This window comes from Rhizobium leguminosarum, assembly GCF_002953715.1.
Lineage (GTDB): Bacteria > Pseudomonadota > Alphaproteobacteria > Rhizobiales > Rhizobiaceae > Rhizobium > Rhizobium leguminosarum_V.
In genome coordinates, this window is sequence record NZ_CP025012.1 from 240,063 (window position 1) to 263,028 (window position 22,966).

Annotated in this window: 21 protein-coding genes and 1 tRNA gene; 15 read left to right on the forward strand and 7 right to left on the reverse strand. The window is 61.9% G+C overall.

The genetic code is table 11. From position 1 onward, the window contains the following. The first annotated feature begins 15 nt into the window (after positions 1 to 15). Both CUJ84_RS01210 and CUJ84_RS01215 read left to right on the forward strand, forming a co-directional pair. Positions 16 to 2,229 (forward strand): 3-hydroxyacyl-CoA dehydrogenase NAD-binding domain-containing protein, encoded by a 2,214-nt coding sequence (locus CUJ84_RS01210; RefSeq protein WP_105004888.1) that lies wholly within the window; start codon positions 16 to 18, stop codon positions 2,227 to 2,229. A 247-nt stretch (positions 2,230 to 2,476) separates the two neighbouring features. After that, complete coding sequence (locus CUJ84_RS01215) at positions 2,477 to 2,686, forward strand: cold-shock protein (RefSeq protein ID WP_003545273.1); 210 nt, start codon at positions 2,477 to 2,479, stop codon at positions 2,684 to 2,686. Positions 2,687 to 2,928: 242 nt separating this feature from the next. Here CUJ84_RS01215 and CUJ84_RS01220 read toward each other — a convergent pair whose 3' ends face one another. After that, positions 2,929 to 3,429, reverse strand: a complete 501-nt coding sequence (locus tag CUJ84_RS01220) for a MarR family winged helix-turn-helix transcriptional regulator (protein ID WP_105004889.1) — start codon at positions 3,427 to 3,429, stop codon at positions 2,929 to 2,931. Between the two features lie 58 nt (positions 3,430 to 3,487). Here CUJ84_RS01220 and CUJ84_RS01225 point away from each other — a divergent pair, with 58 nt between their 5' ends. Then, positions 3,488 to 3,892, forward strand: a complete 405-nt coding sequence (locus tag CUJ84_RS01225) for a GFA family protein (RefSeq protein ID WP_105004890.1) — start codon at positions 3,488 to 3,490, stop codon at positions 3,890 to 3,892. Between the two features lie 118 nt (positions 3,893 to 4,010). After that, complete coding sequence (locus CUJ84_RS01230) at positions 4,011 to 4,454, forward strand: YybH family protein (RefSeq protein WP_105004891.1); 444 nt, start codon at positions 4,011 to 4,013, stop codon at positions 4,452 to 4,454. Between the two features lie 6 nt (positions 4,455 to 4,460). Here the strand turns inward: CUJ84_RS01230 and CUJ84_RS01235 are convergent, their stop codons facing one another. Next, entirely contained in the window at positions 4,461 to 5,663 is a 1,203-nt protein-coding gene (locus CUJ84_RS01235) for an MFS transporter (RefSeq protein WP_105004892.1), read from the reverse strand. A 137-nt stretch (positions 5,664 to 5,800) separates the two neighbouring features. Between CUJ84_RS01235 and CUJ84_RS01240 the strand changes: the two genes are divergently transcribed. Then, positions 5,801 to 6,358 carry a TetR/AcrR family transcriptional regulator gene (locus tag CUJ84_RS01240; RefSeq protein ID WP_105004893.1) on the forward strand — a complete coding sequence of 186 codons (558 nt, stop codon included), beginning with the start codon at positions 5,801 to 5,803 and terminating at the stop codon, positions 6,356 to 6,358. 9 nt (positions 6,359 to 6,367) lie between these two features. Here CUJ84_RS01240 and CUJ84_RS01245 read toward each other — a convergent pair whose 3' ends face one another. Then, positions 6,368 to 9,892, reverse strand: coding sequence for a PAS domain-containing hybrid sensor histidine kinase/response regulator (locus tag CUJ84_RS01245; RefSeq protein WP_105004894.1), 3,525 nt, complete (start codon positions 9,890 to 9,892; stop codon positions 6,368 to 6,370). A 206-nt stretch (positions 9,893 to 10,098) separates the two neighbouring features. On the opposite strand from CUJ84_RS01245, the gene mscL reads away from it, so the two are divergent. From mscL to CUJ84_RS01270, 5 genes are all read left to right on the forward strand, one after another. Beyond that, a complete protein-coding gene (gene mscL / locus CUJ84_RS01250; protein ID WP_012755977.1) occupies positions 10,099 to 10,536 on the forward strand; it encodes a large conductance mechanosensitive channel protein MscL in 438 nt (145 codons plus the stop codon). 122 nt (positions 10,537 to 10,658) lie between these two features. Then, positions 10,659 to 11,825: a pyridoxal phosphate-dependent aminotransferase gene (locus CUJ84_RS01255; RefSeq protein WP_105004895.1), complete on the forward strand. Its 1,167-nt coding sequence runs from the start codon at positions 10,659 to 10,661 to the stop codon at positions 11,823 to 11,825. A gap of 221 nt (positions 11,826 to 12,046) precedes the next feature. Next, the gene (galE, locus tag CUJ84_RS01260; protein ID WP_105008061.1) at positions 12,047 to 13,081 is read left to right on the forward strand and encodes a UDP-glucose 4-epimerase GalE; all 1,035 of its coding nucleotides are present in this window, start codon (positions 12,047 to 12,049) and stop codon (positions 13,079 to 13,081) included. A 108-nt stretch (positions 13,082 to 13,189) separates the two neighbouring features. Beyond that, positions 13,190 to 15,151 carry a putative bifunctional diguanylate cyclase/phosphodiesterase gene (locus CUJ84_RS01265; RefSeq protein ID WP_105004896.1) on the forward strand — a complete coding sequence of 654 codons (1,962 nt, stop codon included), beginning with the start codon at positions 13,190 to 13,192 and terminating at the stop codon, positions 15,149 to 15,151. 70 nt (positions 15,152 to 15,221) lie between these two features. Further along, positions 15,222 to 16,286: an enoyl-CoA hydratase/isomerase family protein gene (locus CUJ84_RS01270; protein WP_105004897.1), complete on the forward strand. Its 1,065-nt coding sequence runs from the start codon at positions 15,222 to 15,224 to the stop codon at positions 16,284 to 16,286. Positions 16,287 to 16,297: 11 nt separating this feature from the next. Here the strand turns inward: CUJ84_RS01270 and CUJ84_RS01275 are convergent, their stop codons facing one another. Both CUJ84_RS01275 and CUJ84_RS01280 read right to left on the reverse strand, forming a co-directional pair. Further along, positions 16,298 to 18,358, reverse strand: coding sequence for an ATP-dependent helicase (locus CUJ84_RS01275; RefSeq protein WP_105004898.1), 2,061 nt, complete (start codon positions 18,356 to 18,358; stop codon positions 16,298 to 16,300). Positions 18,359 to 18,465: 107 nt separating this feature from the next. Beyond that, positions 18,466 to 18,732 (reverse strand): membrane protein, encoded by a 267-nt coding sequence (locus CUJ84_RS01280; protein WP_027686065.1) that lies wholly within the window; start codon positions 18,730 to 18,732, stop codon positions 18,466 to 18,468. 178 nt (positions 18,733 to 18,910) lie between these two features. On the opposite strand from CUJ84_RS01280, the gene CUJ84_RS01285 reads away from it, so the two are divergent. Both CUJ84_RS01285 and CUJ84_RS01290 read left to right on the forward strand, forming a co-directional pair. Continuing rightward, positions 18,911 to 19,171: a BON domain-containing protein gene (locus tag CUJ84_RS01285; protein WP_105004899.1), complete on the forward strand. Its 261-nt coding sequence runs from the start codon at positions 18,911 to 18,913 to the stop codon at positions 19,169 to 19,171. Positions 19,172 to 19,325: 154 nt separating this feature from the next. Next, entirely contained in the window at positions 19,326 to 19,589 is a 264-nt protein-coding gene (locus CUJ84_RS01290) for a hypothetical protein (protein ID WP_105004900.1), read from the forward strand. Positions 19,590 to 19,880: 291 nt separating this feature from the next. On the opposite strand, the gene CUJ84_RS01295 is transcribed toward CUJ84_RS01290, so the two are convergent. After that, the gene (locus CUJ84_RS01295; protein WP_018244702.1) at positions 19,881 to 20,123 is read right to left on the reverse strand and encodes a DUF982 domain-containing protein; all 243 of its coding nucleotides are present in this window, start codon (positions 20,121 to 20,123) and stop codon (positions 19,881 to 19,883) included. A 261-nt stretch (positions 20,124 to 20,384) separates the two neighbouring features. Between CUJ84_RS01295 and CUJ84_RS01300 the strand changes: the two genes are divergently transcribed. Then, the gene (locus CUJ84_RS01300) at positions 20,385 to 20,828 is read left to right on the forward strand and encodes a hypothetical protein (protein WP_105004901.1); all 444 of its coding nucleotides are present in this window, start codon (positions 20,385 to 20,387) and stop codon (positions 20,826 to 20,828) included. A 263-nt stretch (positions 20,829 to 21,091) separates the two neighbouring features. Here CUJ84_RS01300 and CUJ84_RS01305 read toward each other — a convergent pair. Then, a tRNA-Thr gene (locus CUJ84_RS01305) sits at positions 21,092 to 21,166 on the reverse strand. A 153-nt stretch (positions 21,167 to 21,319) separates the two neighbouring features. Here CUJ84_RS01305 and CUJ84_RS01310 point away from each other — a divergent pair. Then, positions 21,320 to 21,514, forward strand: a complete 195-nt coding sequence (locus tag CUJ84_RS01310) for a hypothetical protein (RefSeq protein ID WP_105004902.1) — start codon at positions 21,320 to 21,322, stop codon at positions 21,512 to 21,514. Between the two features lie 107 nt (positions 21,515 to 21,621). Then, positions 21,622 to 22,914: a UDP-N-acetylglucosamine 1-carboxyvinyltransferase gene (gene murA / locus CUJ84_RS01315; protein WP_105004903.1), complete on the forward strand. Its 1,293-nt coding sequence runs from the start codon at positions 21,622 to 21,624 to the stop codon at positions 22,912 to 22,914. The last annotated feature ends 52 nt before the right edge of the window (positions 22,915 to 22,966 follow it).

The window sequence follows — 22,966 nt, forward strand, 5'->3', positions numbered from 1 at the left end:
CGGGGAGGAAACCCAATGACCTACACCAATTTCACGCTCGAAACCGACGCCGACGGCATCGCTCTCGTCACCTGGGACATGCCCGGCAAATCGATGAACGTCTTCACCGCCGAGGTGATGGTCGAACTCGACGCCATCATCGACGCCACGACCGCTGATGCCGCCGTCAAGGGTGTCGTCTTCACCTCCGGCAAGTCCTCCTTCTCCGGCGGCGCCGATCTGTCGATGATCAAATCGATGTTCAGCTCCTATCAGGAGGAGAAGGCAAAGAGCCCGCAAACGGCCGTGCAGAACCTCTTCGGTCTGGTCGGCCGCATGAGCGGCCTGTTCCGCAAACTCGAAACATCGGGCAAGCCCTGGGTGTCCGCCATCAACGGCACCTGCATGGGCGGCGCCTTTGAACTGTCGCTCGCCTGCCACGGCCGCGTCGCCTCCAATGCCAAGAGCGTCAAGATCGCGCTGCCCGAGGTGAAGGTCGGTATCTTCCCCGGCGCCGGCGGCACGCAGCGTGTGCCGCGGCTGGCGAACGCCCAGGATGCGCTGCAGATGATGACGACGGGCCAGTCGCTGACCGGCTCCCGCGCCAAGGCGATGAACCTCGTGCATCAGGTGGTCGAGCCGGATCAGCTCATCCCCGCCGCCAAGCAGATGATCAAGGATGGCCTGAAGCCGGTCGCCCCCTGGGACGAGAAGGGCTTCAAGGCGCCGGGCGGCGGCATCTGGACGCCGGCTTCCGCCCAGCTCTGGCCGGCAGCTCCGGCAATCCTGCGCCGGGAAACATCGGGCAATTATCCGGCAGCGCTTGCCATCCTGAAATGCGTCTATGAAGGCCTGCAGGTGCCGTTCGATACGGGCCTGAAGATCGAGCAGCGTTATTTCACCGAGGTGCTGCAGACCCGCGAAGCCTTCTCGATGATCCGTTCGCTGTTCATCTCCATGCAGGAGCTCGGCAAGGGCGCCCGCCGCCCCGCCGGCCACCCCAAGACCGAGCTGAAACATGTCGGCGTCGTCGGCGCCGGCTTCATGGGCGCCTCGATCGCTTATGTCACCGCCGCCGCCGGCATTCCCGTGACGCTGATCGACCGCGACATCGACGCGGCGACCAAGGGCAAGACGGTCTCCGAAGGCCTGGTCAAGGATTCTGTCGGTAAGGGACGTCTTACGCAGGATGAAGCGGCCGCATTGCTCTCCCGCATCACGCCCTCGGCAGACTATGCCGATCTCGCCAATGCCGATCTCGTCATCGAGGCGGTCTTCGAGGATCGCGAGGTGAAGAAAGCGGTCATCGAGGCGGTCGAAGCCGTGCTGCCGGAAGGCGCGATCTTCGCCTCCAATACCTCGACCCTGCCGATCTCAGGTCTCGCCAGGAATTCGAAACGCCCGGCCGATTTCATCGGCATCCACTTCTTCTCGCCTGTCGAGAAGATGATGCTGACCGAGGTCATCCTCGGAAGCGACACCGGCGACAAGGCGCTGGCCGTCGCTCTCGACTATGTCGCAGCCATCAGGAAGACGCCGATCGTCGTCAACGACACCCGCGGCTTCTTCGTCAATCGCTGCGTGCTGCGCTACATGTCGGAAAGCTACGACATGCTGATCGAGGGCGTACCGCCTGTCATGATCGAGAATGCCGCCAAGATGGCCGGCATGCCCGTCGGTCCGCTGGCGCTGAACGACGAGGTCGCCATCGACCTCTCGCTGAAGATCCTCAAGGCCACGGTCGCCGATCTCGGCGAAAAAGCCATCGACCCCAGGCATATGGACCTCATTTCCCGCATGGTGGAAAAGGAGGGCCGCTTCGGCCGCAAGAATTCCAAGGGTTTCTACGACTATCCGCCGAAACCGGCGAAGAAGTCCCTCTGGCCCGACCTCAAGACCCTCTACCCGCAGAAGCGGGCGGACGAGGTTGACGTCAACGTCCTCAAGCAACGTTTTCTCGTCACCATCGCGCTGGAAGCCGCCCGCACCGTGGAGGAAGGCATCGTCACCGATCCGCGCGAGGCGGATGTCGGTTCGATCCTCGGATTCGGCTTCGCGCCCTATACCGGCGGGGCGCTGAGCTATATCGACGGGATGGGTGCGAAGGCTTTCGTGGAATTGGCGGAAAAGTTAGCTGGTGCTTACGGAAGTCACTTCAAGCCGACGCCGCTGTTGAAGGACATGGCCGCGAAGGGCGAGACGTTTTACGGTCGGTTCGACCCCTATGCGAAGGTGGTAAAGGCGGCTTAGGCCGCCTTTACCATCCTGCGACGGCACGACGTCAAAGAATGCTCCATCAGCCCGACCGACTTTCCCTTGCTGCGGCCTTGTCACGGACACAATTTCCGATTACATATCCGCGCATCGATCTTGCTAGATGAACTTTGAAACGGCCTCGCGTCGTTCCTGGCGAACTTCCTCCAAAATCGGTTTTCATCGCCGCTTGGCATTTATCCGAGCTGCAATCTTCTATGAACGATTCGAAAAGGATATCGTCATGAGCACAGGTACCGTAAAGTGGTTCAACGCAACCAAGGGCTTCGGCTTCATTCAGCCGGATGACGGCGCAGCCGACGTTTTCGTCCACATCTCCGCCGTTGAACGCGCTGGCATGCGCGATCTCAAGGATGGCCAGAAGCTGTCTTACGAGCTCGTCCGCGACAACAAGTCCGGCAAGATGTCGGCAGACCGCCTCCAGGCGGCCTGAGCCTTTAAGGCTTTTGAATATCATCTCCGGATCGTGACCACGGATGTACTGGCACGGTTCGTTGAGATAGCAGGGAAGGTCGGGTTAACCCGGCCTTTTTTCGTTTCTGGCCGGTTGATGCTGTGCCCTTCCCAAGAAATGCGTCCGCGACAGCGGCCACGGCACGTTCTTAAAGAATCTTTCGTTTCGCCAAGCTGAATACGTCGCTGGCGACAACAAGCCTCGCAAGACAGGTAAACCGCTCAGCCGCGGGACGTTTCATTAGTCTCCAGCATCTCCATGACCCGTGCCATCACCGCCCGCGCCGCATCGAGTTCCGCTGACGTAAACGCTGCGCCGAGCTCGTCGGCCCATCCGGCTTGCGCGATTTCGATGACGCTGAGCCGCGCCGCCCCTTCTTCGGCCAGCCGCACCAGTTTGGCGCGTTGATGCTGCGGGTTGTCGGCATAGGCGATCAGCCCTTCACCCTCCAGCACGTCCGCGAGCCGCTGCACGCCCTGGCGGGCGACGCCGAGCGCGCGGGCGATCTGCGCCACCGACATGCCGCCGCGTCGTGCCGCGGCCAGCACCTGCCAGCGCGCGCTCGTCTGTCCTGCCGGCTTTGCCAACTGGTCGCCTGCCGCAGTCAAATGGCCGGCGAGGCGAAGGGCGGTGATCGCGAAAGCGGAAAAAGCATCCCCCTCCATCGTCCGCTCCGGTCGATTTTGTTTGACAACATGTTGTCGATTTTGTATCTCATCCATAATGACAACATATTGTCATATCGGGAGACTGAAGGCAACGCCGAAGGAGGAGAGCGCCGTGAAGAAAACTTACAGAGGAAGCTGCCATTGCGGCAAAGTGCACTACGAGGTGGACATGGACCTCGAGGAGGGCACCGCCCGCTGCAATTGCTCGATCTGCGCCAAGCGGCGCTATTGGGGCGCCAACGTCAAGCCGGAAGATTTCCGGCTGATGTGCGAAGAGGCGGAAACGGCCGACTACCAGTTCAACACCAGGAGCGGTCATCACCGCTTCTGCCGCACCTGTGGTGTATCAGCCTATGGCGACGGTTATGTCGAAGCGATTGGTGGCGCCTATGTCTCGATCAACATCGCTTGCCTCGACGATATCACCCCTGAGGAACTGGCAGCACTGCCTGTCCGTTACTCCGACGGCAGGCACGATGCCTGGTGGAACGAACCGGCGGTGACGAGTTATCTCTAGGGCAATTCCAGCAAAGCTGCGCAGCAGTTTTGCTGGAATTGCGCAAACGGAAATGCATCCCTGTCGGATCCTCGTCCTCCCCTTCGTCCTCTGTCCACAACGGAGAAGGAGAACGATCGTGAAAGACGAAGCGAATGCCAGGATCGAGGAAGAGGCGATCATCGCCATGCTGATGATGCGCGCCAAGGCGCTGGGCGAAAAGAACGCCAAGGACGCGCTTTCCTACGAGACCGAGGATGAGATCGAATTTTCGCTGGCGCCGCCGCTGGTCGGCATTGGCAAGGATGAGGCGAGCCTGCAGGCCTGGTTCGATACCTGGGAAGGCCCGATCGGCGGCGATGTACGTGATGCCAAACTGACTGTCGGCGAGGATGTCGCTTTCTGGAGTGGCCTCACGCGCATGACCGGGACCAAGACAGATGGCGCCGCCGTCGATCTCTGGTTCCGCCAGACCCTCGGCCTCGTCAAGCAGGATGGCCGATGGCTGGTTGCCCACCAGCACGCCTCGGTGCCCTTCGCCATGGATGGCAGCGGCCGGGCGCTGCTCGATCTCAAGCCGTGAAGAATGTCAGGCAGCACTCCCAGCGACCTTCCGCCGGTCGGCGCGAATGCTCACCAATCCGACGCCCATCAAAAGCAGGATCGCCGTCGCATAGATATCAGTCGTCAGTGCGTAACCGGCCGATTTCGCCAGGAACCCGGCAAGGATCGCCGGCAGGCTGAAGGCGAGATAGCTCTGGACGTAGAAGGCCGACAGCAGCCCGGCCCGCTCATCCGGTTTGGCGAGCGGCATGATGGTGCCGATCGAACCGAGAAAATTGGTGCCGAAACCGGCACCGGTAAAAATCGTGCCGATCAGCAGCAACGGCACATTGGCAAGATGGACGCCGGCAACGACGGTCAGGATGCCGAGCGTCTTGGCCGACACGCCGAAAGTGAGATTGGCCGATGCCGTCTTGCTGCGCCTGAGATAGACGGCGATCGCCCCGCTCACCATCAATGCGGTGACGACGGCCCCGCCCGTCAGCGGCGCCCGGCTGCCGGTCGTGGTGGCGACCAAGGACGGGACCAGCGAGAGGTAGAAGCCGGCAAGCGTCCAGTTGGCGATGTTGATCGGCGTCACCAGCGAGAGCGGTCGCTTCACCTGCGGCGGAACGGTGACCCGCGGTATCAGCGAGCCGAGCGCGCCGGGTCGCTTGGCCCCGGTCTCGCCTATCAGCCAGATGGCGGCCGCCTGCAGCGTGAAGGCGACGAGCAGCAGCGCATAGATCAGATGCATCGGGAAGGGGCCATATTGGATCAAGGCGCTGGTGCCGACCGCACCCACCGCCATGCCGGAAAGCGGCGCGATCGAGTTGACGATCTGTCCCTTTGCCCGGTCGACATCGACGAGCGCGGCTCCGAGCGAGGCGCCGGCGATTCCTGTTGCCAACCCCTGCACGATCCGTGCTGCGATCAGCCAGCCGGGACCGCTTGCGACAACGAAGAGCGCCATGGCGACGATTTCGAGCACGAGGGCGAAAAAGATCACCGGCTTGCGGCCGAGATGATCCGAGATCGAACCGGCGGTCAACAGCGCCGCCAGCAGCGCGAAGGCGTAGACCGCAAAGATCACCGTGATCAGCACCGGCGAGACGGAAAAACTTTCCTGATAGATCCGGTAGAGCGGCGTTGGCGCCGCGGAGGCGCCGAAGAAGGTCGCGAGCGTCAGCGCATGAAAGCCGATCGAGGGGCGTGGCGAATTCTCGGTGGATTTGGCTGCGGCGAACATATATAAGCCCCTTAAAGCTAAGCCGTTGCGTTAGCTTATGTAGAGCTGGCGCCTCATAAAAGCAAATTATTTGCGTTAATAGTTCTATCAAAGATTTTGAACCAACGGTGTCAAGGGGCGAAGGTCGGGTTGCAGGCATGACGGTGAAAGAGAATCTCCGTCCGGGCGGCAGAAGCGCCCGGGTTCAGGCATCGGTGCACAAGGCAGTCCGTGAGCTGCTGGCTGAGATGAGCCGCGCCGAGGTGACGATCCCGCTGATTGCCGGCAAGGCGGGGGTAACGCCGTCGACCATCTATCGCCGCTGGGGCGACCTGCAGGAGCTTCTCGCAGATGTCGCCGTCGATCGGCTGCGGCCGGATATGCAGCCGATCGATGCCGGCAGCGGCAAGGCCGATCTCGAAGCCTGGGCCGAACAATATGCCGAGGAAATGTCCTCGGGCCCGTGCCGCGAGATGATCCGCGACGTACTGGCGGCGCAGGCGAGCGCAAATGCCTGTAAATGCGCTGAATTTACTCGCCAGCAGGTCGGTCTCATCGCCGAGAGGGCAAAGGCCCGCGGCGAGGCCTTTCCGGATGTCGAGCGCGTCATGGATCAGGTCGTGGCGCCGATCATGTACCGCATCCTGTTCGGCGATGTGCCGGATGCAGCGCGCGTGCGCGATCTCGTCTCACGCGTCATGGGCGCGGCGCTTTAAGCGTGTCTTTTACTCTGCGGCTGCGCGCTTGAGGCCGGAAATCTGGGTGATATAGGCGCGCAGCGCCGCCGGCCGCACTGGTTTGTGCTGAACGGCGATACCGTATCGCTCGGCCTCGCTGCGCACCTCCGGCGTGCGGTCGGCCGTGATCAGCAAGGCGGGAATATCGGCGCCGAACTGCCGGCGCAGATGCAGGATGGCGGCAATGCCGGTGCCGTCGCCGAGATGGTAATCGGCGATGACGATATCAGGCGGGCCCTCCTGGCCATCGAGGGCGGTGACGTCGGCGAGGCAATCCAGTACCTCGACCTCGCAGCCCCAGCCGCTGATCAAGAGCCGCATGCCTTCGAGGATCTTCGACTCATTGTCGATGCAGAGGATCTTCAACCCGTTCAGCGGCTGCCCCGGACGGTCGGTAGGCGTGATTGCCGCCGTGGCCGCGGCCGGGCGCGAGACGTCGAGCGGCATGGCAATGCGGAATTCCGTGCCCTTGCCATGCGTCGACTGCAGCTCGACCGGATGATTGAGCACGCGGGCGATGCGGTCGACGATCGAAAGGCCGAGCCCGAGGCCGGAAGCAGTCTTCGCGCCTTCGTCCAGCCGCGCGAATTCCTTGAACACCGTGCGGAATTTCGACGGCGGAATGCCGATGCCTGAATCGATGACCTGGATGATCACCTGGTTGCCGCGCCGTCGCGCCCCGACCAGCACCTTGCCGTTGATTGTGTATTTGATGGCGTTGGAAACCAGGTTCTGCACCAGCCGGCGCAGAAGATTGGGGTCGGAGCGGACTCTGAGCGACGTCGGCATGACCACCAGCTTCAGCTGCTTTTCGCGGGCGATCGGCGCGAAATCGGTCTGGATACGCTCCAGCAGGTCGGACAGCGCGACGGAGGCGAGCCGCGGCCGCATGGCGCCGGTATCGAGCCTGGATATATCCAGCACCGCCCCGAGAATGGTCTCGACCGATTCCAGCGCGGAATCGATGTTGCGCACGATCGGGCTGTTCTCGGATTGCGCCATGCGCTCGACCAGTGCCGAGGAATAGAGCCTGGCGGCATTGAGCGGCTGCAGGATATCGTGGCCGGCGGCGGCGAAAAAGCGTGTCTTGCCGATATTCGCCTCGTCGGCGGCGGCGCGTGCCTCGCCGAGTTCGCGGTTAACCCGGGTAAGCTCGGCGGTGCGTTCGGCGACGCGCTGCTCCAGCGTCTCATTCGCCTGTTTCAGCGCCTGGTCGGCACTGACGCGCTGGGTGATGTCGGTGAAGGTGGCGACGATGCCCTTGTCGGGCATCGCGTTGGAGCGCACCTCGATGATCCGCTCGCCGCCGCCGAGCACCAGCGAAAAGGGTTTGTCGAGCGTCAGGAAATGCCGCACCGTCTGGCTGAGATCGCCGGGCGCGATATCGCCGCGCTGGCTGAGCGTGGTGACGATATCGGATAGGGGAAAACCGACCTGGCCGGCACTTTCCGGCAGATCCAGCAATTGCCGGAAGCGCCGGTTCCAGATCGTCAGCCGGTTGGAACTGTCGAAGACGGCAATGCCCTGGTCCATCTGCGAAAGTGCCGTCTGCAGCATGTCCTGGTTATATTGCAGCGCCTCGCTCGCCTGATCGAGCAGCCAGGCCGTGTCTGAAGAGGCATCCTCGATCTTCTGCAGGATCAATGACAGCACCAGCCGGGCCGAGGATGAGCCGATGGCGCTGCCGAGCAGCTGTTCGCTGAAATGGATGAGCGCCATATCGGCCGGCTGCTCGTCCTCCAGCTTGCGGCCGGAGCTTTGTTCGTAGGTCGTGAAAGAACGCTGCATGCGTTCTTCGCCGAGATAGCGTGAGATCGCCGCTTTCAGATCGCCGACGCTGATGCGGGTCTTCCAGCCGCGCGTGGCAAATTGCGAGCGCGAATGCCGCTTGACGAAGATGCCGGCCTGAATGCGTTCCAGCGGCTTGGCGTTGCGGGTGAGCGAGCCGACGACGAAAAAGGCGGTGTTGAGGAGCAGGCTCATCGTTGTCGCATTGACCAGCGGATCGGCGTCGGGGGCCGTAAACAGCGTGGTCCCGGGAAAGATGAAGCCGAGCACGGCGCTCGCCACATACGAATAATCAGGCCCGCCGAGCGAGGGCAGGAACAGCAGGTAGACCCAGATGACGAAGCCGGAGGTCAGCCCGAGGATCGCGCCGCGCGCGTTTGCCCGTCGCCAGATCAGCCCGCCGAACAGCGCTGGGGCGATTTGCGCGATCGCAGCAAAGGAGAGAAGGCCGATCGAGGCAAGGCCGGCGGTGCTGTCGGTCGAACGGTAATAGGCGTAGCCGAAAAGCAGCACGGCGAAAATGGCGCTGCGGCGGATGTTGAGCAGCGTCTTGGCGAAATCGTCGCGCTGGCTGGCGCGGCCGGCGAGTTTGCGCCTGAGGAAGATCGGCATGATGATGTCGTTCGACACCATGATCGACAATGCCACGGAATCGACGATGACCATCGCCGTTGCGGCGGAGAAACCGCCGATGAAGATGATCAGCGACACGACGGGCATCTGGCCGGCAAGCGGCAGCGACAGCATGTAGAAATCGGCATTACCGGTGCCGCCGAAGGTCAGCAGCCCGCCGATCGCCACCGGCAGCACGAAGAGATTGATTGATATGAGGTAGGTGGGAAACAGGAAACCTGCGAGTTTCAGCTGTTTCGGGGTTCGGTTTTCGACAACCGTCACGTGGAATTGCCGCGGCAGCAGGATGATCGCAAAGGCCGACAAGATGATCAAGGTGATCCAGCGGCTGATCGGCGTATGGTAGCTGAGCGCCGACATGACCAGCTGATTGTCGACGGTCTTGCGCCACAGATCGGTCGGGCCGTCGAAGAGAAACCAGATGACGCAGACGCCGGCCGTCAGGAAGGCGACGAGTTTGACCACGGATTCCATCGAGACGGCGAGGATCAGGCCATCCTGATGCTCCGTCGCATCCGTATGCCGCGTGCCGAACATGATGGCAAAGCAGGCAAGCACCAGCGTTGCGACGAGCGGCAGATCAAGGAAATAGAGATTGCCGCTGCCGATGCCGTAATCGGACGGATTGACCATGGCGCTGACGGTGCTCGAGATCGCCTTGAGCTGCAGCGCGATATAGGGAATGGCGCCGATCAGCGAGATCAGGGCGACGATCGTGGCGACAGTCGGGTTCTTGCCGTAGCGGGCGGCGACAAAATCGGCAACCGAGGTGAGCTTCTCCGCCTTGGCGAGCTCGATGATGCGGCGAAGCAGCGGCATGCCGAGCGTGAAGACCAGGATGGGACCGATATAGATGCCGGCAAATTCCAACCCGCGCTGTGCCGCAAGCCCGACGCTGCCGAAATAGGTCCAGGAGGTGCAGTAGATCGCAAGGCTCAGCGCATAGACCACCGGCCATCCGCCTTCCAGCGTGCCCCGGCCGCGGTCGAGCGTAGCCGGGCTGCGGTTCTTGCGGTCGCCATAGCTGGCCACGGCGAAAAGCAGGAGCAGATAGCCGAAGGCAGACGCGAATATGACCCAGCCTGGAAGCATTGACCCTCCGCCGGCGGAAAACCCGCCGGGACCTCCCGCAACATGGATCAGCTTAAGTTATTTCAGACACTTTGAGAATTCCCGCAGGTCTAGGCCTTAAGTCAAAGACCGCACGGGGTATCCCCAAACAATTACGATTGCCGATTGATTAATTGCAATGAAGATGTAGCTAATGAAAACAATTGTATCGAAGGGAGACGGATCCGATGCTCAATGAGTTCAAGGCCTTTATCGCTCGCGGCAATGTCATGGATCTTGCGGTTGGCGTCATCATCGGCGGCGCCTTCGGCGGCATCGTCAAATCTTTGGTCGACGACCTTATCATGCCGATCGTGGGCGCCATTTTCGGCGGCTTCGATTTTTCGAATTACTTCCTCCCACTGTCGTCGGCCGTCAACGCACAGTCGCTCGCCGCCGCCCGCGAGCAGGGAGCGGTGTTTGCCTATGGCAGTTTCCTCACCGTGCTCATCAACTTCCTCATTCTCGCCTGGATCATCTTTCTGATGGTCAAGGGCGTGAACACCCTGCGTGCCCAGGTCGAGCGCCAGGAAAAGGTGGCACCGGAAGAGCTGCCAGCGCCGCCGGCAGACGTTCAGCTGCTGACGGAAATTCGCGATCTTCTCGCCACGCGCCCGACGGCTTGATCCGGGCTGGAGCCCGTCCGCTGCGGCCGGGCTCATTCATCACCAAAATCGATATGCCATCACTGGATGTCATGGGATTTGCCGGCGCAAATCCGCTATGAAGGCGGAAACCGGAGATTTGCATGTCGATCGTTAGCAGCCTCAGCCCGCGCGCCCTGGCGGCGCCCGAAAGCGGGATCGTCGAACTCGTCAACTATGCCCGTGGCCGCGAAGGCCTGCTGCCGCTCTGGGTGGGTGAGGGCGACCTGCCGACGCCTGATTTCATCAGCAGGGCGGCGATGGACGCGCTTGCTAGCGGCGAGACCTTCTACACCTGGCAGCGCGGCATTCCGGAGCTTCGCCAGGCGCTTTCCGATTATTACGACAGACATTTCGGAATCCGGCTTCCGGTCGAGCATTTCTACGTCACCGGTTCCGGCATGCAGGCGATCCAGATCGCCGTGCAGGCGCTGACCTCGCCGGGCGACGAACTGGTTTACTTGTCACCTTCCTGGCCGAACATTGCCGCCGCTCTCGAGATAGCAGGTGTGCGCTCGCTCAGTGTCGAGCTGCAGTTCGAAGGCGGCAAATGGGCGGTCGATCTGAACCGCATCGAAACCGCGATCACCCCGAAGACCAAGGGCATCTTCATCAACACGCCGTCGAACCCGACAGGCTGGACGGCAACGAAACAGGACCTTGGCGATCTCCTGGCGCTTGCCCGCAAGCACGACCTCTGGATCATGGCGGACGAAATCTACGCCCGCTACTATTTTGCCGGCGGCCGCGCCCCCTCTTTCCTCGATGTGATGGAACCGGACGACAAGATCATCTTCGTCAATTCCTTTTCGAAGAACTGGTCGATGACCGGCTGGCGCGTCGGCTGGATCGTCGCCCCGCCTGAAATGGGCCAGGTGCTCGAAAACCTCATCCAGTATTCGACATCGGGGGTGGCGCAGTTCATGCAGAAGGGCGCTGTCGCCGCCCTTGATCAAGGCGACGATTTCGTCGCTGCCAATATCGTCAAGGCGGCCCGCTCCCGCGATACTCTCTGCGATGCGCTTGTCGCCACCAACCGCGTCGAGACACTGAAACCGGATGGCGCGATCTATGCTTTCCTGAAGATCGACGGCGTCGCCGACAGCCGCAAGGCAGCGCTCGACATCGTCGACAAGACAGGCGTCGGCCTTGCTCCCGGCACCGCTTTCGGATCGGGCGGCGAACTCTTCCTGCGCGCCTGTTTCCTGCGCGACCCCACGCAGGTGGCGATCGCCGCCGAGCGCCTCTGCGACTATATCCTCAAGCTCTGAGAAGCACTGGCCGCAAGACGCGTCGTGGCGACCGAGGCGTCGATTTTGTGCCGAAATCGCCGGATCGATAAAACTCTAGCAAAGCCCGAAATCGGCCTCTAACCACGACTCCAAACATACCCGTTCAAAGGCCTTCCAAACGCCGTTCGATAAGAAAATTGGAAAGAAAAACCGGCGCCTGATGCCCCTGCTTATAAAAAACGAAAGCAGGGATGCGGGACATGGCGGTTTTGGTGACGGGCGGCGCCGGATATATCGGCAGTCACATGGTGTGGGCGCTGCTCGATGCAGGCGAGGATGTGGTCGTGCTCGATCGCCTCTCCACGGGCTTTCGCTGGGCCGTGGCGCCGGCGGCGCGTTTTTATCTCGGCGACATTGCCGATCCCGACATAGTGAAAAAGGTCTTCATCGAAAACGACATCGAGGCGATCATCCATTTCGCCGGCTCCGCCGTCGTCCCGGTTTCCGTCACCGATCCGCTCTCCTATTACGACAACAATTCCGGCAAGACCCGGGCGCTTCTGAGCGCTTCGGTCAAGGCCGGCATCCGCAACTTCGTCTTCTCCTCGACGGCGGCCGTCTACGGTCAGCAAAAGACCGACCTGCCGGTGAAGGAGACGGCCCCCCTCAATCCGGAAAACCCTTACGGCCAGTCGAAGCTGATGACCGAGTTCATGCTGCGCGATGCCGCCGCCGCCTATGATTTCAACTATGTCGCGCTTCGCTACTTCAACGTCGCCGGCGCCGACCCGCACCACCGTGCCGGCCAGTCGACCTCAGGCGCCACGCACCTCATCAAGGTCGCCTGCGAGGCAGCACTCGGCACGCGCGACAGCGTCAATGTCTACGGCATCGACTATCCCACCCATGACGGCACCGGCGTGCGCGACTACATCCATGTCAGCGATCTCACGGATGCACATCTGAAAGCGCTGCAGCACCTGCGCAGAGGCAAGGGCTCGCTCGTTGCCAATTGTGGTTATGGCAGCGGCTATTCCGTGCTCGACGTGTTGAACATGGTCACCCGCCTGCACGGGCATTCCTTCAAGATCCATATGGCGCCGCGGCGCGCCGGCGATTCGGCAAGCGTCGTCGCGGACGCTTCGCTCGCCCGGCAAGTGCTCGACTGGAAGCCCCGATACGATTCGCTGGAAACCATCGTCCAGAGCTCGCTCGATTGGGAACTGTTCCTGTCGAACAAGAGCGTCGACGACCTGCACAGCATCCACCGGGCACTGGCCGCCGCTTCGTTCTGATGCAGGAGCCTGTTTACCATCCCCGCGGCTGCGGGGGCCGCATGCCGTTACGTGAATAAGGAAAAGTCAAACTTTCTCTGGCTGGCTCTGGCCGACGGAAAGGAGAAGATGAAGAACTTTCTGGCCTCATTGCAGCTGCAAAAAGACAATCCGACGCTTCTGCTGGCGCAGTTCAGGGCCCTGTCGTCGCAGATTCCCATTCTCTATGTCCTGCTGATTATCAACGCCCTTGCGGTGGCGATCACCCACCTCAAATCCGCCCCCCTTTGGCTCTCGCTCTACATTCCTGTGACCTTGAGCGTCGTCTGCGTCTTCCGTCTCTGCTGGTGGGAGATCAGGGGCAAGGAAGATGTGACCGCCGAGCGGGCCTACAGGCTGATGAAGCTCACGATGGCTGGGGCCGGTATCCTGACCGTCGCTTTCGGCGGCTGGGCGATTGCGCTTTACCAATATGGCGATGCCTCCCAGCAGGGCCAGATCGCCTATTTCCTCGTCGTGACAGGCATTTCCTGCATCTTTTGCCTGATGCATCTGCCGATGGCGGCGGCGCTGACCACGGTCATCACCTTCTCGGCCATGGTCGCGACCTTCATGTTTTCGGGCAATCCCGTTTTCGTCGCGACTGCCGTCAGCGGTCTCTTCCTGATCCTGCCCTTCCTCCGGGTGATCAACAGCTATTTCCAGAATTTCGTCGGTCTCGTGCAATTGACCGAGGAACTGAAGCAGAAGCAGGCGGAAGCCGAGGAGCTGAACCTCGTCAACAGCCGCAATGCGCTGCATGACCAGCTGACCGGCCTTGCCAATCGCCGCAGCTTCTTTCTCTCGCTGGAAAAACGGCTGCAGAAAGATCCGTCCTCGCCGCCCGTCCTCGGCATTCTCGATCTCGATGGCTTCAAGCCGGTCAACGACGTCTTCGGCCATGCCGCCGGCGATCTCGTGCTCAAGGAGACGGCCCGCCGCTTCGTCGCGCTGGTCGGCGAAGAGGGCATCGTCTCCCGTCTCGGCGGTGATGAGTTCGGTATCATCTTTCCCTCCTTGATGACGCGCCAGGCGATCGCCGATCTCGGCCAGGCGCTCTGTGCTGCCGTCCGCGATCCCTACGAAATCCCCGACGGCTCGGTCCGCGTCTTCGGTTCCTGCGGTATCGTCTATCCCGATATCGGCGAGTACACCGCCGAGGATCTCTACGAGAAGGCGGACTTCGCCCTTTACCAGGTCAAGAGCAAGCGCAGCAGCGGCGTCGAATTCTTCTCAGCCGACCACGAGAAGATCCTGACGCAGCGCCACCTGATCGAACTCGAGCTGCAGGCGAACGACTTCGCCAAGGAATTGAAACTTGATTATCAGCCGATCGTCGAATTGCGGAGCGGCCGCGTCGTCGCTTACGAGGCGCTCGCCCGCTGGGACAGCGCCCGCTTCGGCCGCATCAGCCCCGACGCCTTCATTCCCGCTGCCGAGCGCACGGCGGTCATCGGCCGCATGACCCGCATCCTCTTCGCCAAGGCGCTCGAAGCGCTGGCGATCATTCCGCGGCATCTCAGGCTGTCTTTCAATCTCTCGGCGCGCGATATCTGCGACCACGAGACCTCGATGGCGCTGCTTGCCATGATCACCCGCTCCGGCATTGATCCCAGGCGCATCGAATTCGAGATCACCGAGACCGCGCTGCTTTCCGATTTCGACACCGCCGACCAGGTGATCACTATGCTGCGCGCTGCCGGCATCTCGATTGCGCTGGACGATTTCGGCACCGGCTATTCGAGCCTCAGCCATATCCATCGCCTCGGCTTCGACAAACTGAAGATCGACAAGTCCTTCGTGATGAACTTCGATCGTGACGCCCGTTGCATGAACATTACCCGCTCGGTCGCCAATCTCTGCCAGAATCTCGGCATTGCCTCCGTCGCCGAAGGCGTCGAAAGCGAAGAGATCGCCGAGGGATTGAAGGCGATGGGCGTTCGTCTGGCGCAGGGCTATCATTTCTCGCGGCCGCTGCCGCTGGAGCTTGCCATCGATTACGCCGCCCGATGCGAGGCGGAAGCCTCCGCCCGCAATTCGCTGTCTGCCTGAGCCGACCTTAAATCGACTGGAGCGATGCGTCATCGTCGTCTATTCATGGTCGTAATAGATGAGGTGAACCATGCAGGACGGCGAACGGCAAGACGAAGTCATTATTGAACGGCGGGGGACTGCGGGCGTCATCCGCCTCAACCGGCCGCGGGCGCTGAACAGCCTGACGTTGCCGATGATCCGCACGATTACCGCGACCCTGCACGACTTTGCCCGAGATCCCGAGGTGGTGAGCGTCGTGATGATGGGGGAGGGCGAACGCGGCTTCTGCGCCGGCGGCGATATCCGCGCCCTGCATGAAAGCGCGCGCGCCGGCGACAGTCTGGCGGCAAGCTTCTGGCGCGAGGAATTCCGCCTCAACCACATGATTGCCTCCTATCCCAAACCCTATGTCGCGCTGATGGACGGCATCACCATGGGCGGCGGCGTCGGCCTGTCGTCGCACGGCCGCCACCGCATCGTCACCGAGCGCACGCGGCTTGCCATGCCCGAAACCGGCATCGGCTATGTCCCGGATGTCGGCGCCACCTGGCTGCTGCCGCGTGGCCCCGGCGAGGGCGGTACATGGCTCGGCCTGACAGGGCTTGATATTGGTGCTGCCGACGCGATCCACGCTGGGCTTGCCGACCTTCAGATCGCGTCGTCGCGGCTCGGCCAAGTGATCGATGCTCTCTCGGGCCTGCCGCGCGGCAGTTCATCCAGCGATGTGGATGCCGTGTTGCAGGCGCTTTCGGAGCCTCAGGGAGAAAGCCGGCTCAGGCAGAACGCAGCAATGATCGATCGCGCATTCCGTTTCGACAACGTCGAGGAAATCCTGGCAGCACTCGCCGAGGAGAAGGGCGAATTTGCCGCCGAGACGCGCCGGGTGATGCTGACGCGTTCACCGACCAGTCTGAAGCTCGCTTTGCGGCTGCTCAGGGCCGGCCGCCGTAGCGCCTCGCTTGCCGAATGCCTCGGCCGTGAACTCGGCGCCTGTCTGCAGATGCTTGATAATCCCGATTTCTTCGAGGGCATCCGCGCCGCCGTCATCGACAAAGACCGCAATCCGAAATGGTCGCCGGCATCAGTCGAGGCTGTTGAAGTCGCAAGGATCGAGCATTTCCTGAAACCGGCCGAGCCGCCGCTTTCACTCTGAACGCTATCCAGTTATCGCCACATGCCGCGCATGCGGGCGCCGACATCGATGCGCACCTGCCGCGCCTGCTGCTGGGCGACGCTGCCGGATTTCACCTGCGGCCAGCTGCAGGCTTCGAAGAACTGCAGCAGCGTTGCCGGAATGAAGCGGCTGCGTGAGGCATAGACATGCCGGTCGCCCTGCGAATTCTGCCCGTAGGTGAAGAAGCGTTGCGGCACGACGAGGTCGAGACCATCCCGGGCGCGTGTCATGGCGACATAGAGCAGCCGGCGTTCCTCCTCGATTTCGGCAGTGGTGCCGACGGCCAGATCGCTCGGTATGCAGCCGTCGACGACGTTCAGCATGAAGACCTTCGTCCATTCCTGGCCTTTGGCGGAGTGGATGGTCGACAGGATGAGATAGTCTTCGTCGAGAAGCGGCACGCCCGCCTGGTCGCTGGTCGCATCCGGCGGATCGAGGGTGAGTTCGGTGAGAAAGCGCTCGCGCGAGGCATAACCGCTAGCGATCTGCTCGAGCTGCAGCAGGTCGGCCTGCCGCGTCGCTGCGTCCTCGTGCAGCCGTTCCAGATGCGGCGCGTACCACTGCCGTGCCAGGCCGATTTCCGCCGGCCAGCCGGCCTTGCCGGTCTTCAGCTCCTGCAGCATCGAAACGAACATAGTCCAGTCCTCGCCGGAGCGCGGTGGCGCGGGCATAGCGGCGAGAGCAGAAATCGGGCTGGCATCCTCGGCCATCAGGTCGAGCGTCTTCTGCGCCGTCGACGGCCCGACGCCCGGCAGGATCTGCATCAGCCGGAAGCCCGCCACCCGGTCGCGCGGGTTTTGCGCGAAGCGAAGGGCGGCCAGCATGTCCTTCACATGCGCGCTGTCGAGAAACTTCAGCCCGCCGAATTTGACGAAGGGGATGTTGCGCCGGGTCAGCTCGACTTCCAGCGGCCCGCTGTGATGCGAGGCGCGGAAGAGCACGGCCTGCTGCTTGAGCGTGAGGCCTTCCTCGCGATTGTCGAGCACCATGTCGGCGACATAGCGCGCCTGCTCGGCCTCGTCGCGCACCGTGACCAGGCGCGGCCGCTCGGACGATTGCCGTTCGGTCCAGAGGTTCTTGGTGAAGCGCTCCGAGGCGAGATCGATGACGGCGTTGGCGGCGGCGAGGATCGGCTGCGTCGAACGGTAGTTGCGGTCGAGCGTGACGATATTGGCGGCCGGGCTGAAGGCGGCGGGAAAATCGAGGATATTGCGCACCGTTGCGGCGCGGAAGGAATAGATCGACTGCGCATCGTCGCCGACGACGGTCAGCCCCTGGCCGCCGGGCTTCAGCGCCAGCAGGATCGAGGCCTGCAGCCGGTTGGTGTCCTGATATTCGTCGACCAGCACATGGTCGAAGCGGCTGCCGATATCCTCGGCAATGATAGTCTCGCCGACCATCTGCGCCCAGTAGAGTAGCAGATCGTCGTAATCGAGCACGTTCTGGCTCTGCTTGGCCTCGACATAGCTGGCGAAAAGTTCGCGCAGCTGTTTCTCCCACGTCGCGCACCAGGGAAAGACGTCGCGCAGCACGAGGTCGAGCGCGGTTTCCGAATTCACCGCCCTGGAATAGATGGCAAGGCACGTGCCCTTTGTGGGAAAACGGCTTTCCGTCTTCGAGAAACCAAGGTCGTGCCGGATCAGGTTCATCAGGTCGGCACTGTCTTCGCGGTCGTGGATGGTAAACCCAGGATCGAGACCGATCTGCTCCGCATAATCGCGCAACAGCCGGGCGCCGATGCCGTGGAAGGTGCCGGACCAGGAAAGCGCATCCGCCATGACGCCGGCATTCGAGCCAAGCACATCGCGGCAGATACGCTCGACGCGTCGCGCCATCTCGGCGGCTGCCCGGCGCGAGAAGGTCATCAGCAGGATGCGGCGGGGATCGGCGCCTTTGACGATGAGATGGGCGACCCGATGCGCCAAGGTATTCGTCTTGCCGGAGCCGGCACCGGCAATGACCAGCAGCGGCCCGGCAATATGGTTGCCGTCGATGAGCGTGCCGTGCTCGACGGCCATGCGCTGCTGCGGATTGAGCTTTTCGAGGTACATCCAGCCGTCCGGTCGGGCTCCCGCAGAATCACTGCGGAAAGATTAGATGTTCCTTGAATGTTCGCGATTGCCGTCCCTGTCAAGCGATCTGGCGCGCGAGCAACATCTCAGTCGGGGAAATCCGGGCCGATCTCGCGCCGCACCAGCTTCAGGCTGCGGTCGGGCTGAAGGATATAGGTTTCCTCCACGCGCTGGCCCGTCTCGTTGTAGAACTGGTTGTAGACGGCGCTGCCGACTGGCGACTTGGTGAGCTTCGTTCGTGGCTGGCCGCCATAGGTAATGCTGCCGGGAATAGGTTCCAGCGCCGGCGTATCGGCCGAGGAGCAGCCGGCAAGCAGTGCCCCGGCAAACAAGGCGGGCAGAAGCGCTTTCATCGTCATCATCCCTCTTTCGACTGCAGCCAGATATGGAAGCCGCGGCGCCTTTCGCCAAGGGGTGCCCATGCCACCGCGCAGGTATCGCTGTCGAACAGGCTCTTCTTTTCCGGGGGACGCAACGAAATGCGTCGCCGCGGCGTTAACAGACATCAACCAACATCAGGAAACGTTCACGGTGCTCGGCTTTCCAGCATTCACGGGGCATGGCGAGCCCGGCCGGCAGGGCCACAGCGATGCCGCGACGCGCGCCTCGGTGGAAAGCGCCCTTCATGCGGCCGGCGATATCGAAGCCGGCGAAATCACCGTCGGCATATCCGGCTCCTATGTCATCCTGGAAGGTTTCGTGTGCCGGCGTGGCGATGTCGAGCGGGCGATCGAGATCGCCGAGGGCGTCGTCGGCCGGGGCTATGTGCGTGCTCGCTTGCTGCGACGCTAATGCATGTCGCCTAAAAGTGTGCAGCGGTTTTAGGACAACGACATTCATCAATAAAAATCCGGCGCCGGTCTGCGCGCTCATCGCTTTGCGCATGAAGGGAACCAAAATGCTCTCTCGCGTGTTGAAAGGCCGGACCTAAACGCTGGAGACTCTCATGCAGTTGCTTCCTCGCCTCTGGGCAACGACCTTGATCGTGGGTTGCGGTGTCTTTGCCGGCTCCGCCCATGCCTCGCTGGAAACCGGCACGAATTATTCCGCTTTGCCGAAGGACCAGATCGCCCTCAACGAATATACCGGGGCCGTCGCCTGCCAGCCGGCAGATCCTCACTATCTCCCCTCCTTCATCCGCGCGGTGGACGGCACGATCATCGGTGTCGGTTATATCGAAGTGGAGAATGAGGGCGGCGCGGACTGCTGAAACATCCGCTTTGCTCGGACGAGGCTCGCCTGCGCTTCCGCAGAGGGTACGAGCCTCTAACCATCATCATGATGGCTGGGCATCTTCTATGAAGACACCTGTACCAGACGCAACGCCTGTTGCACCAAAACCCGGCGCGAGTTCGATGCAGGGTTAAGTAAAATTAAAGCATTGTCCCGTTCCGGCACGTTCCGTTTACGAACGAGCTGAAGCGGCCTGGAAATCCTGACCGAAGTGCAGCGCATAACCCCGAAAATCGGAATCGATTTTCGGAAAGGATTATGCGCCAGTTCAATGAAGCTTCAGCTTCGCCTCTTCGGCTGCCGCCAGAAACTCGGCTCTCGCCTCTTCCACGCTCTTGCGCCCATCGAGCGCTGCCCGGCAAGTGCTGCGGGCCTTGATATAACGAAGCCCGCGCACACTCGGCCAGAGATCCGCCAGGCACTTCAGCGCATCGAACGGACCATTGACCGTTCGCGCATCGGCATTTTCGAAACCAACCTTGACCGGGCTGTTCCATCTTTCAGTTGCCATCGACGCTCCTCCACGATTTTCGATAGAAACGAGCGCAGCATCTCCCAGTTCCTCCGGGGAGACGCCGCCATGATCACCATTCTAGCGTGATTTTCACGGTCAACAATGGTGAATCGTTGGTTGCTAATGAGGCGAAATGTCAGCTTGCGGGTGAGGTTGCGTGCGCACGCACGCCAAGAGGAATTTCTATCGGTCGCAAATAAGTTGTATAGCGCCGGCGCGCTGCCATCGCTACCATGTTGGGCAAGCTGAGGGCTCGACATGCGTTTAGATCGACAATTGATCCAGGCTGCTTTTCTCTACGGGGCGCTGGCAATGCCGGCCCTCGCCGGCGGCGCGCCGCCGCCCGCTGAAGACGCTTTCTTCGCGCGCCTCTCCATCGAGGCCATCCCAAGACTGCAGCGGGAATATTTACGGGCGACTCTGCCTCGGCACGGTGAAGGGACGGCGATCGACCTCACTACCCGTTTCATCTCGGAGAATGCGCCTCGCTGGTATATCGAAGGCATTGATGATGGAGTGTCCCCGCGACCCCACGCGCCGATTCCAGGCGAAGAAATGGTGGTAACCGGAGAACTGTTCGAACTGTGGCAGTTATCCCCGTTCATACCGTATTATCTCGAAGTAAGCGAGCTTCCCGATTGCGCTGCGTGGCTGTCCGGTTCATGCAGATGGCTGCCCCTCACCCTAACCCTCTCCCCGTAAAAACGGGGCGAGGGGACGTGCCCTGCGAGAGGTGAGCGGGGGACGGAGAGGTTGCGGCATATCCCCTTCGCCCCGTTTACGGGGAGAAGGCGGCGGCAGCCGGATGAGGGGCTGGTCTCGCCGATCTACTAAGTCGGGATGTTGCGTGTGACGTTAAATAACGCCCTCCGCCCAGTCCACACTTTTACAGCAGCGAACTGTTGTCCACTTGTCGCCCGCCTCGCTGAGGGAGGAAAGTGATTTCCCGATATCTAAGAGAAAACTGGTGCTGCCGAGTGGGATTGAACCACCGACCTCACCCTTACCAAGGGTGTGCTCTACCACTGAGCTACGGCAGCAGGACCAGTACCCGTGCGAGCCATGTGGCTCAATCGCGAGAACGGGGGGCTATTGCCACAGCTTGGCGGCCAGCGCAAGCCGCAAATTCCAACTTCGCGTCGATTGCAATGACGGGCCTTTTGGATTGGCGCGAATTCGGCTAATCCTGTCGCATGAACCAAAAGACCGAAACCGGCCAGCAGAGCCGCAAGCAAGCGATCGAAGCACAGGCAAAACTGCGCCGCGAGCGCGCCGCCGAAAAGCTCAGGGAAAATCTGGGGCGACGCAAACAGCAGGTCCGCGCCCGCCGTTCGGGCCAGGCCGACGAAACAAATGGGCTGCCCGCCGCAAAAATGGACGAATCGTAATGTTCCGTCCGTCGCGAATTGAAGCGTGTCGATAAATCCCCTAAACACCTCACTCCTTATTCCAAGGCAGAACTTTCAGGAAAGGCGGGCGCTGCCCGTAAGCGCACATGGATCGTATCAGAATCGTCGGCGGTAATGAGCTGAATGGCATCATTCCGATTTCCGGCGCCAAGAATGCCGCACTGCCGCTGATGATCGCCTCGCTTCTGACCAGCGATACGCTGACGCTCGAAAACGTGCCACATCTGGCCGATGTCGAATTGCTGATGCGCATCCTCGGCAATCACGGCGTCGATGTCGCCGTCAACGGCCGCCGCGAGCGCCAGGAAGATTCCTATTCGCGCACGATCCATTTCACCTGCCGCACCATCGTCGATACCACAGCGTCCTATGAACTGGTTTCGAAGATGCGCGCCTCCTTCTGGGTCATCGGCCCGCTGTTGGCGCGCGAAGGCCATTGCCGCGTTTCGCTGCCGGGCGGCTGTGCCATCGGCACCCGTCCCGTCGATCTCTTCATCGAAGGCCTGACGGCGCTCGGCGCGACCATGGAGATCGATGCCGGTTATATCAACGCCAAGGCCCCGGCTGGCGGCCTGATCGGCGCGCGCTACACTTTCCCGAAGGTCTCCGTCGGCGCCACCCATGTGATGATGATGGCGGCAACGCTTGCCCGCGGCACGACGGTGATCGGCAATGCCGCCCGCGAGCCTGAGGTCGTCGATCTCGCCAACTGCCTGAACGCCATGGGTGCGAAGATCACAGGCGCCGGCACGGCGACGATCACCATCGAAGGCGTCACCTCGCTCTCCGGCGCCCGCCATCGCGTGCTGCCGGATCGCATCGAGACCGGCACCTACGCCATGGCCGTCGCCATGGCCGGCGGCGACGTCGTGCTCGAGAATACCGATGTGGCGCTGCTCGAGACCGCGGTGGAAACGCTGCGCCGCGCCGGCGCGGAAATCTCGTCGACCAACAATGGCATGCGCATCAAGCGCAATGGCGCCGGCATCAAGCCGGTCGATATCGTCACCGATCCTTTCCCGGGTTTCCCGACCGATCTGCAGGCGCAGTTCATGGCGCTGATGACCCGCTCTTCCGGCGTCTCGCATGTCACCGAGACCATCTTCGAAAACCGTTTCATGCATGTGCAGGAGCTTGCCCGCCTCGGCGCCAGGATCTCGCTGTCCGGCCAGACGGCGAAGATCGAGGGTGTCGAGCGCCTGCGCGGTGCGCCCGTCATGGCGACCGATCTGCGCGCCTCCGTCTCGCTCGTCATCGCCGGCCTTGCCGCCGAGGGCGAAACCACGGTCTCCCGCGTCTATCACCTCGACCGCGGTTTCGAACGGCTCGAGGAGAAGCTGACCCGCTGCGGCGCCATCGTCGAGCGCATCAGCGAGTAAGCACCGTTCATCCCGGTTGCGTAATTGGTCGCCGCGCCTTATTTCCCTTGTC

What these genes read in the sequence shown, in the direction of transcription:
- CUJ84_RS01255 (WP_105004895.1), top strand. Translation starts at nt 10,659, where the DNA reads ATGTCGATCGTTAGCAGCCTCAGCCCGCGCGCCCTGGCGGCGCCCGAA.
- CUJ84_RS01245 (WP_105004894.1), bottom strand. Translation starts at nt 9,892, where the DNA reads ATGCTTCCAGGCTGGGTCATATTCGCGTCTGCCTTCGGCTATCTGCTC.
- CUJ84_RS01220 (WP_105004889.1), bottom strand. Translation starts at nt 3,429, where the DNA reads ATGGATGAGATACAAAATCGACAACATGTTGTCAAACAAAATCGACCG.
- CUJ84_RS01270 (WP_105004897.1), top strand. Translation starts at nt 15,222, where the DNA reads ATGCAGGACGGCGAACGGCAAGACGAAGTCATTATTGAACGGCGGGGG.
- CUJ84_RS01310 (WP_105004902.1), top strand. Translation starts at nt 21,320, where the DNA reads ATGAACCAAAAGACCGAAACCGGCCAGCAGAGCCGCAAGCAAGCGATC.
- galE (WP_105008061.1), top strand. Translation starts at nt 12,047, where the DNA reads ATGGCGGTTTTGGTGACGGGCGGCGCCGGATATATCGGCAGTCACATG.
- CUJ84_RS01290 (WP_105004900.1), top strand. Translation starts at nt 19,326, where the DNA reads ATGCAGTTGCTTCCTCGCCTCTGGGCAACGACCTTGATCGTGGGTTGC.
- CUJ84_RS01215 (WP_003545273.1), top strand. Translation starts at nt 2,477, where the DNA reads ATGAGCACAGGTACCGTAAAGTGGTTCAACGCAACCAAGGGCTTCGGC.
- mscL (WP_012755977.1), top strand. Translation starts at nt 10,099, where the DNA reads ATGCTCAATGAGTTCAAGGCCTTTATCGCTCGCGGCAATGTCATGGAT.
- CUJ84_RS01265 (WP_105004896.1), top strand. Translation starts at nt 13,190, where the DNA reads ATGAAGAACTTTCTGGCCTCATTGCAGCTGCAAAAAGACAATCCGACG.
- CUJ84_RS01235 (WP_105004892.1), bottom strand. Translation starts at nt 5,663, where the DNA reads ATGTTCGCCGCAGCCAAATCCACCGAGAATTCGCCACGCCCCTCGATC.
- CUJ84_RS01210 (WP_105004888.1), top strand. Translation starts at nt 16, where the DNA reads ATGACCTACACCAATTTCACGCTCGAAACCGACGCCGACGGCATCGCT.
- CUJ84_RS01280 (WP_027686065.1), bottom strand. Translation starts at nt 18,732, where the DNA reads ATGAAAGCGCTTCTGCCCGCCTTGTTTGCCGGGGCACTGCTTGCCGGC.
- CUJ84_RS01300 (WP_105004901.1), top strand. Translation starts at nt 20,385, where the DNA reads ATGCGTTTAGATCGACAATTGATCCAGGCTGCTTTTCTCTACGGGGCG.
- CUJ84_RS01275 (WP_105004898.1), bottom strand. Translation starts at nt 18,358, where the DNA reads ATGTACCTCGAAAAGCTCAATCCGCAGCAGCGCATGGCCGTCGAGCAC.
- murA (WP_105004903.1), top strand. Translation starts at nt 21,622, where the DNA reads ATGGATCGTATCAGAATCGTCGGCGGTAATGAGCTGAATGGCATCATT.
- CUJ84_RS01240 (WP_105004893.1), top strand. Translation starts at nt 5,801, where the DNA reads ATGACGGTGAAAGAGAATCTCCGTCCGGGCGGCAGAAGCGCCCGGGTT.
- CUJ84_RS01295 (WP_018244702.1), bottom strand. Translation starts at nt 20,123, where the DNA reads ATGGCAACTGAAAGATGGAACAGCCCGGTCAAGGTTGGTTTCGAAAAT.